Raw genomic sequence first — 7,944 nt, 5'->3', positions numbered from 1 at the left:
ATGTTATTTGGTGCAGGGTATACGTTATTAATATTCAACTTTTTAAATACTGGATTTAAGGCATTATATTTTAATTTAAATAACTTTAAAAGTAGTAGAAAAGAAGGTGGAATTTATTAAGATATTATATGGTTCGACAATCTTTATCTCGTTATTTGTCACAATATATGTTATTCAAAATGTAAATCATACAGGTTATAAATATCTTTTTATCTTACCTCTATTTTACGCATTAATTATGACTATTAGAGTGATATACACTCCTAGAGGATTTGTTATAAAAATAATTGATTTGATTTATTTTATAAGATTTATATTGTTAAGTTTCATGGTTGTATATTCAGGATGGTATGAAGGTAGGTCCTCATTCCCTCCTTTAAATTCATCATATGATAAAGCAATTTTCTATATGTTGTTTGAATACTTATTTATTAATGTTTTTTACTACCTTTTTTTTAAAAAATATGATGTAGATACATTACGGACTAATTTAGATTTAAAAGTTCTTAATCATTCTAAAGATACTATTTATAAGTTATTTATTGTTATAAATATTCTTTTTCTATTTATAGTATTTGATAATGTGAGTTTTTTAGGAATAGGTCATAAAGACACAACAGACAATCAAAGTCAGCTGGTTACGTTATTAACAATAAGCATATATATTTCAAAATATCTTGTGATGGGATATATAATACGATATTTTTATATGAAATATAAATCTAAAAATAATAAAGTTTATTTGTTTTATACCGTATTTTGGATATTGATTATTAGTTCAATTTTTGTTGGCAATAATAGAATGGATGCAATATTACCTATTTTATCCACATTTACACTTTTGAATTATTTATACAAAAATAAAATGAGAATTTACAATTTAATAATTTCCTTTTTTATGTTCATATCGATTTATATAATATCTATATTACGAAACACATTTGATTATAAAATTACTGAAAGTATAAGCGGGTTGATAACAGATAATATTCAAGTATACATAGCTGGTGTCTATAATGTGGCATTAAGTTTAGAAGTGCATTCAATAAGTGAAAAAAACGAGTTTTTAACATTCTTTTATGATTTAATTCGGCCGTTTTTGGGTTTAAACTTACTTTGGAGATCTGAGACAATAAAAACTAGTTCAGAATTATTTAATTTTAAAATTTTTGGTGTAAGTAATCATGTAACTCAAATAATACCACTTATAGGTCAATTTAATCATGCATTTGGATGGTTAGGTATTCCAATTTCAGTGGCAGTAATTACTATTCTTTTAATTGTATTCCTCAGAATATTAAGAGGAATATATATTATTGAAGCAATGTTGATTTTACCTTTAATAATAAGGCTTTGCATAACATTTTCACAAAATATAAGTATTTTTATTAATGAATTATCTTCAATTATAATTATATTTAGTATTTTGAAGTTACTATCAATATTTTTAGCAAAAATGTCTAAAAGAAGAAATGGAGATTTAATATGAAAATTCTAATCACAGGAACAGCAGGATTTATAGGTTCACATTTATCAAAAAAATTAATATCACAAGGTTATGAAGTTGTAGGTATTGACAATATTAATGATTATTATGATGTGACAATTAAAGAGGATCGATTGAAATCAATCGGCACTGAGAATTTCACATTTTACAAAATAAATCTTGAAGATGACGCATCAATGAATGAAATATTCAAAAATGAAAAACCGCATGTAGTTGTTAACTTAGCTGCTCAAGCTGGTGTTCGTTATAGTTTGGAGAACCCAAGAGCATACATTGATTCAAATATAGTAGGATTCACAAATATATTAGAGTGTTCAAGACATCATAAAGTAGAACATTTAATTTATGCTTCATCCAGTTCAGTTTACGGTGCTAACACTTCTAAACCGTTTTCAACTTCTGATAATATTGATCATCCTTTAAGTTTATATGCAGCTACTAAGAAATCAAATGAACTTATGGCTCACACTTACAGTCATTTATATAACTTACCTACTACAGGATTAAGATTCTTTACTGTATATGGTCCGTGGGGAAGACCGGATATGGCATTATTTAAGTTTACTAAAGCAATTGTTAATGATGAAGCAATTGATGTTTATAATCACGGGAAAATGATGAGAGATTTCACGTATGTTGACGATATAGTTGAAGCTATAAGTAGGTTAGTTCAAAAACCAGCTCAACCAAATCCTGAATGGACTGGAGACAATCCAGATCCAAGTTCATCTTATGCACCATATAAAATTTATAATATTGGTAATAATAGCCCTGTTAGACTTATGGAATTTGTTGAAGCAATTGAAAACAAATTAGGAAAAGTGGCTAAAAAGGTTTATATGGACTTACAACCAGGGGATGTTCCAGAAACATATGCAAATGTAGATGACTTATTTAATAACATTGATTTTAAACCAGAAACTTCAATTCAAGATGGAGTTAATAAGTTTGTTGATTGGTACTTAGATTATTATAAAGAGATTGAAAAGCAATGAAATTAGTATTTATTCATGATCACAAGTTTATAAAAATTAATGACTCTTATTATTCCACTGGAAAATTTTCTGAAAAGACTCTTAATAATTATAAAATACCTCCTATTAAAAAAATAGAATTTATATCTCGTATACAAAAAAATAATTATTCAGAAAAAAATTTAGTTAAAGCTTCATCAAATCATATTGAAATTCAACCCATAACTTTTTTGGAGAAGAAAGTGGACTTTTTATTAAAAAGAAAACAAATAGAAACTTTTATTGATGAACATATAACTGGTAATGAAATAGTTATTATACGATTACCTAGTGAAATTGGATATATAGCTATGCATCATTTAAAAAAAAGGAATATAGATTTTGGAATAGAATTAGTTGGAGACCCATGGGAAGCTCTTTGGTATCATGGATCAATTCTAGGGAAATTTATGGCAGTAATAAATAAATATAAAACAAAACATTATATATATAATGCTAAAAACGTAATGTATGTCACAAAAAAGTATTTACAAGAAAAATATCCAACTAACTTCAAGTCTTATACGGCCTCTAATGTTTTTATAAATAATATAAATAGTGATTATAAAGTGAAAACTAACCAAATATATAAAATAGGTTTAATAGGTAGCTTAGATACGGAGTATAAAGGCATAGATACAGCATTAAAAAGTTTATCACTAATAGATGAAAATTTTATCTTTGAAATTGTTGGGAATGGGCCGCAAGAGAAATGGTTAAAAAAAATAAAGAAATACAATTTAGAGGGAAAAGTTGTACTAAAAGGTGCTGTTCAAGGTGGTGACCCTATAAATGAGTGGTTGAAAGAATTAGATTTATATATACAACCAAGTTATACAGAAGGCTTACCTAGGGCACTTATAGAAGCAATGTCTAATGGTATACCATGCCTAGGCTCAAATGCAGGAGGAATACCCGAACTTTTAGATTCTAAATTTATTCACAAAGTTAAAGATTATAAAACATTTTCTTATCAATTAGAAGAAGTTTTACATAATACAAGACTCAGAAAAGAAATGTCAGAAATTAATTTAAAAAGAGCAGAAAATTATTTGAGTGGAAATATTCAACGTCAAAGGGAAGCGTTTATTAAATCTATATATGAGGAGAAATAAAAAATGAATAGAAAAATTGCTGTTGTTGGATTGGGTTATGTAGGTTTACCTGTAGCTGTTGCTTTCGGGAAGCAACAAAAAGTTGTGGGGTTTGATATTAATAAAACAAGAATTAATGAATTGAAAAATGGTTATGATCGCACGAATGAAGTGAATGATGAGGATTTAAAGAAAAGTAATATTAAGTTTACTAATGAACCTGAAGAATTAAGTAAAGCTGATTTTATTATTGTAGCAGTGCCTACGCCAATTAATAAAAATAATCAACCTGATTTAACACCATTGATTAAAGCTAGTGAAACAGTTGGTAAAGCTTTAACAGAAGATACTATAGTAGTTTATGAATCTACTGTATATCCTGGTGCTACAGAAGAAGATTGTGTCCCAGTACTTGAAAAATTCTCTGGCCTAACTAATGGTTCAGATTTCTTTGTCGGATATTCTCCTGAGCGAATTAATCCTGGTGATAAAGTACATACATTTGAAACTATTACAAAAGTAGTTTCTGGTCAAACACCTGAGGTCCTAGAAGTTGTTGCAGAAGTTTATAGCATGGTAGTAAAAGCAGGTGTGCATAAAGCATCATCTATAAAGGTAGCAGAAGCGGCTAAGGTTATAGAAAATACGCAGCGTGATGTCAACATTGCTCTAATGAACGAGATTGCTATTATTTTTGATAAAGTTGGAATTGATACTTCAGAAGTGTTAGATGCATCAGGAACAAAGTGGAACTTCTTAAACTTCAAACCTGGATTAGTAGGTGGACATTGTATCGGTGTGGATCCATATTACTTAACACATAAAGCACAAGAATTAGGACATCATCCTGAAGTAATATTAGCTGGTAGACGTATCAACGACAATATGTCTAAGTATGTAGCTTCTAATATTATCAAAGAATTATTAAAAAAAGGTATAGAAGTACAAGGCATGACAATTAACTTATTGGGATTAACATTTAAAGAGAATTGTCCTGATTTAAGAAATACTAAAGTTATTGATATTGTTCGAGAACTAGAAGACTATGGTATGAATGTTATCGTTAATGATGTAGAAGCAGATAAAGAAACTGCCAAAAAATTATATGGTATTGAATTAAAAGATAAAAATGAAATGACAAAAACAGATTCATTAATTTTCGCAGTTCCTCACAATGATTATATTGAAGATAAAAATAGCTATTTAGAATTATTGAATGATAATGGGCTAGTTATTGATATCAAAGGGCTAATTAAGAATAATGATTTAAAATACAATCAGACTGTATGGAGATTATAAAAAATCAAAATTTATTCAAAATAACATTTAAGATTTGGATGATAAAATGAAAAAAAGAAAAGTATTTCAATTAATAACAGTATCCAAAAGTGTATATTTGTTAAAAGGACAAATTGAATATTTAAGAAAGAATGGTATAAATATGCATCTGATTTCTTCAGAAGGGAAGGAATTAGAACAATATCCAAATGATATAATTCATAAAATAGAAATGAATAGAGAAATTTCTATTTTAAAAGATATAAAATCTTTGTTAAATTTAATTTGTTTATTTATAAAAGAACGACCATATATTGTGAATGCAGGAACACCAAAAGCCGGTCTGTTAGGGATGGTTGCTTCATATATTACCAGAAGACCACACAGAGTATATACGGTACGCGGTCTTCGATTAGAAACAGTTTCAGGCATTAAATATAAAATATTATTTTTAATGGAAAAAATAGCTATGTTTTGTGCCACTGATATTATAGCAATTTCTGAAAGTTTAAAAACTCGAGTAATTGAGTTGAACTTAAATAATGGTAAAAATATAATAGTCTTTGGTAATGGAAGTTCAAATGGTTTGAATTTAAAAGAATATAGTAAAAATAATAACAAAATAGAAAACGATATACTGAAAAAACTTAATGGACAATTTGTTATTGGTTATTTAGGTAGGTTAGTTAAAGATAAAGGCATTGAAGATTTAGTAAAAGCTTTTAAGATAATAGAGAAAAAATATAGTAATGTAAAGTTATTAGTTATTGGCTCGATTGAAGATGGTGATTCTATAAGTAAAAATGATTTAACTTTCATATTGGAAAATAAAAATGTTGTTTACAAAAACCATGTTGATAATCCAGTTAATTATTACAATAATATGGATGTTTTTATTTTTCCGACATATAGAGAAGGTTTTGGGAATGTGAGTATAGAGGCCCAAGCATTAGGAATACCTACTATAACTTATAACGTCACTGGTGCAAAAGATACAGTTATAAATAATGAAACTGGATTTATAGTTGAACCAGGAGACTATGTAAAAATTGCTGAAAAAATCGAGCTATTATTAATAAATGAAAAATTAAAAGCTCGTATGGGAACAAAGGGTGAGGAATGGGTAAATAATAATTTTTCCAATGAAATAATATGGGAAAAAATGATGAGATTTTACAATTTTAAACTAAAGGAACGAAAATAAAGGAATTGAAAGTGAAGTTAATGAGTATAAAGGAGAAAAATAGAATTGAAAAGACTATTTGATTTTACAAGTTCATTATTTGCTATTCTTATTGCCTCTCCCTTTTTAATAATTACATCGATTATTATTAAATTAGAATCTAAAGGTCCAGTCGTTTTTAAACAAAAGCGACCTGGTATAAATAATGAAATCTTTAATATTTATAAATTTAGATCTATGAAAGTTGAAACACCCGATGTAGCGACGGATAAAATTGATGCAAATATGTACATTACTAAATCAGGACGTTTTATTAGAAGAACTTCAATCGATGAATTGCCTCAATTATTTAATATTATTAAAGGCGATATGTCTGTAGTTGGTCCAAGACCAGCTTTATATAATCAATATGATTTGATTGCTAAAAGAACGAATGAAAATGTACATACAGTAAAACCTGGATTAACAGGCTTAGCACAAGTTATGGGTAGAGATGATATTACAGATGATCAAAAAGTTCAATATGATAAATATTATGTTGAAAACCAAACTTTTATTTTAGATATGTTTATTATATACAAAACGATTAGAAACACGATAACATCTGAAGGTGTGAAACATTAATGGGAAAAACAATTTTAATCACTGGTAAGAATGGATATGTTGGAAAACGTTTAAATAATTATTTAAAAGCACAAGGTCATGTTGTTGATCAAATTAATGTTCGAGGAAATCAGTGGAAAGCATTAGATTTTAGTAAATATAACGTCGTTATACATTTAGCCGCAATTGTACATAATAATAACCCAAATGCTACTATGGTAGATTATATGAATGTAAATTACCATTTAACTAAAGAACTAGCTGAAAAAGCTAAAACCGAAGGAGTTAATCAGTTTATATTCTTTAGTACAATGTCAGTATTTGGACTTGATGGCGAAGTGGGGAAAGAAGTTATTATAAATAATAAAACTTTAACTAAACCAATAACTTCATATGGAATATCAAAACTACGTGCAGAAGAAATGTTAAGTGAAATTCAATCAAATGAATTTAAGGTTGCTGTTTTAAGACCACCAATGATTTATGGTGAATCAGCACCAGGTAATTTTAGTAAGTTAATTAAACTATCTAATATTTTACCTCTGTATCCTCGAATTGATAATCAAAGAAGTAGTATATATATTGAAAATCTTGAGATTTATATTAACGAACTTATTGAGAATGAAGGTTCAGGCATATTACATCCTCAAAATAATGATTACTTAAATACGAATCATGCAATTTTTAAAATGAGAGAACTGCAAAATAAGAAAAGTATGAGTATTAAATTACCAAAAGTTTTATTAAAATTATTTGGCAAAGTAACAATATTTAATAAATTATATGGAAATTTAACTTATTCAAAGGATATTGATGACTTTGAATATACAGCTAGATTCACAAATGAAATTGAATCTTACAGAAAGACAATTAATAAACAAAAAGATGGTATTAAGGAAGTGTGATTTATCAAGGACCTCAATAAGTGCTGAAAATATTATGTCTTTCAGTACTAAAAATACGGTAAAGTTAGTACAAATTCTAACTTTACCGTATTTTTGAATTTATTAGTTTAAGATAGTAATAATTTCATATCAAATAAGTTCTTCAAAGGAATACATGATGTTTACTTTATTCATGCAAGTATGTACTTATTGATATTTATTTCTTATATATACGAGTATCAAATGATGATATGTTGTTTCAATATAATACTTGATGAAAAAGGTAGCGGAGAAACATAACATTTTTTAGCAAAATAATTGATAAGGAGAGCCATATAATAAATAATCCTGAAAATCCACCCAATTTAAAGATTAATTGGGT

The 7,944-nt window shown here is 27.3% G+C and carries 7 protein-coding genes; all 7 read left to right on the top strand.

Features of this window, described 5'->3' with window-relative positions:
- Positions 1-106 precede the first annotated feature (106 nt).
- Genes CD135_RS09990 through CD135_RS09960 form a run of 7 tightly spaced genes read left to right on the top strand, consistent with a single transcriptional unit; the run spans position 107 to position 7,583 of the window.
- Positions 107-1,489 carry an oligosaccharide repeat unit polymerase gene (locus CD135_RS09990; protein ID WP_103269391.1) on the top strand — a complete coding sequence of 461 codons (1,383 nt, stop codon included), beginning with the start codon at positions 107-109 and terminating at the stop codon, positions 1,487-1,489.
- Positions 1,486-2,502, top strand: coding sequence for an NAD-dependent epimerase (locus CD135_RS09985; protein WP_103269390.1), 1,017 nt, complete (start codon positions 1,486-1,488; stop codon positions 2,500-2,502). The genes CD135_RS09990 and CD135_RS09985 overlap by 4 nt, the downstream gene beginning before the upstream one ends.
- On the top strand, positions 2,499-3,635 hold the full coding sequence (locus CD135_RS09980) for a glycosyltransferase family 4 protein (protein WP_103269389.1): 1,137 nt from the start codon (positions 2,499-2,501) through the stop codon (positions 3,633-3,635). Before CD135_RS09985 ends, CD135_RS09980 begins: the two co-directional genes overlap by 4 nt.
- Before the next feature lie 3 nt (positions 3,636-3,638).
- Positions 3,639-4,913: a nucleotide sugar dehydrogenase gene (locus CD135_RS09975; RefSeq protein ID WP_103269388.1), complete on the top strand. Its 1,275-nt coding sequence runs from the start codon at positions 3,639-3,641 to the stop codon at positions 4,911-4,913.
- A 46-nt stretch (positions 4,914-4,959) separates the two neighbouring features.
- The gene (locus tag CD135_RS09970) at positions 4,960-6,096 is read left to right on the top strand and encodes a glycosyltransferase family 4 protein (RefSeq protein ID WP_103269387.1); all 1,137 of its coding nucleotides are present in this window, start codon (positions 4,960-4,962) and stop codon (positions 6,094-6,096) included.
- Positions 6,097-6,141: 45 nt separating this feature from the next.
- Positions 6,142-6,699, top strand: a complete 558-nt coding sequence (locus CD135_RS09965; RefSeq protein ID WP_103269386.1) for a sugar transferase — start codon at positions 6,142-6,144, stop codon at positions 6,697-6,699.
- A complete protein-coding gene (locus tag CD135_RS09960; RefSeq protein WP_103269385.1) occupies positions 6,699-7,583 on the top strand; it encodes an NAD-dependent epimerase/dehydratase family protein in 885 nt (294 codons plus the stop codon). The genes CD135_RS09965 and CD135_RS09960 overlap by 1 nt, the downstream gene beginning before the upstream one ends.
- Positions 7,584-7,944 lie beyond the last annotated feature (361 nt).

Origin of the sequence: Mammaliicoccus lentus, from assembly GCF_002902755.1 — a bacterium.
Taxonomy (GTDB): Bacteria; Bacillota; Bacilli; order Staphylococcales; family Staphylococcaceae; genus Mammaliicoccus; species Mammaliicoccus lentus.
The sequence above is the reverse complement of the archived record's forward strand: the minus strand, read 5'-3'. Positions and strand labels throughout refer to the sequence as shown.

What these genes read in the sequence shown, in the direction of transcription:
- CD135_RS09985 (WP_103269390.1), top strand. Translation starts at nt 1,486, where the DNA reads ATGAAAATTCTAATCACAGGAACAGCAGGATTTATAGGTTCACATTTA.
- CD135_RS09980 (WP_103269389.1), top strand. Translation starts at nt 2,499, where the DNA reads ATGAAATTAGTATTTATTCATGATCACAAGTTTATAAAAATTAATGAC.
- CD135_RS09975 (WP_103269388.1), top strand. Translation starts at nt 3,639, where the DNA reads ATGAATAGAAAAATTGCTGTTGTTGGATTGGGTTATGTAGGTTTACCT.
- CD135_RS09970 (WP_103269387.1), top strand. Translation starts at nt 4,960, where the DNA reads ATGAAAAAAAGAAAAGTATTTCAATTAATAACAGTATCCAAAAGTGTA.
- CD135_RS09960 (WP_103269385.1), top strand. Translation starts at nt 6,699, where the DNA reads ATGGGAAAAACAATTTTAATCACTGGTAAGAATGGATATGTTGGAAAA.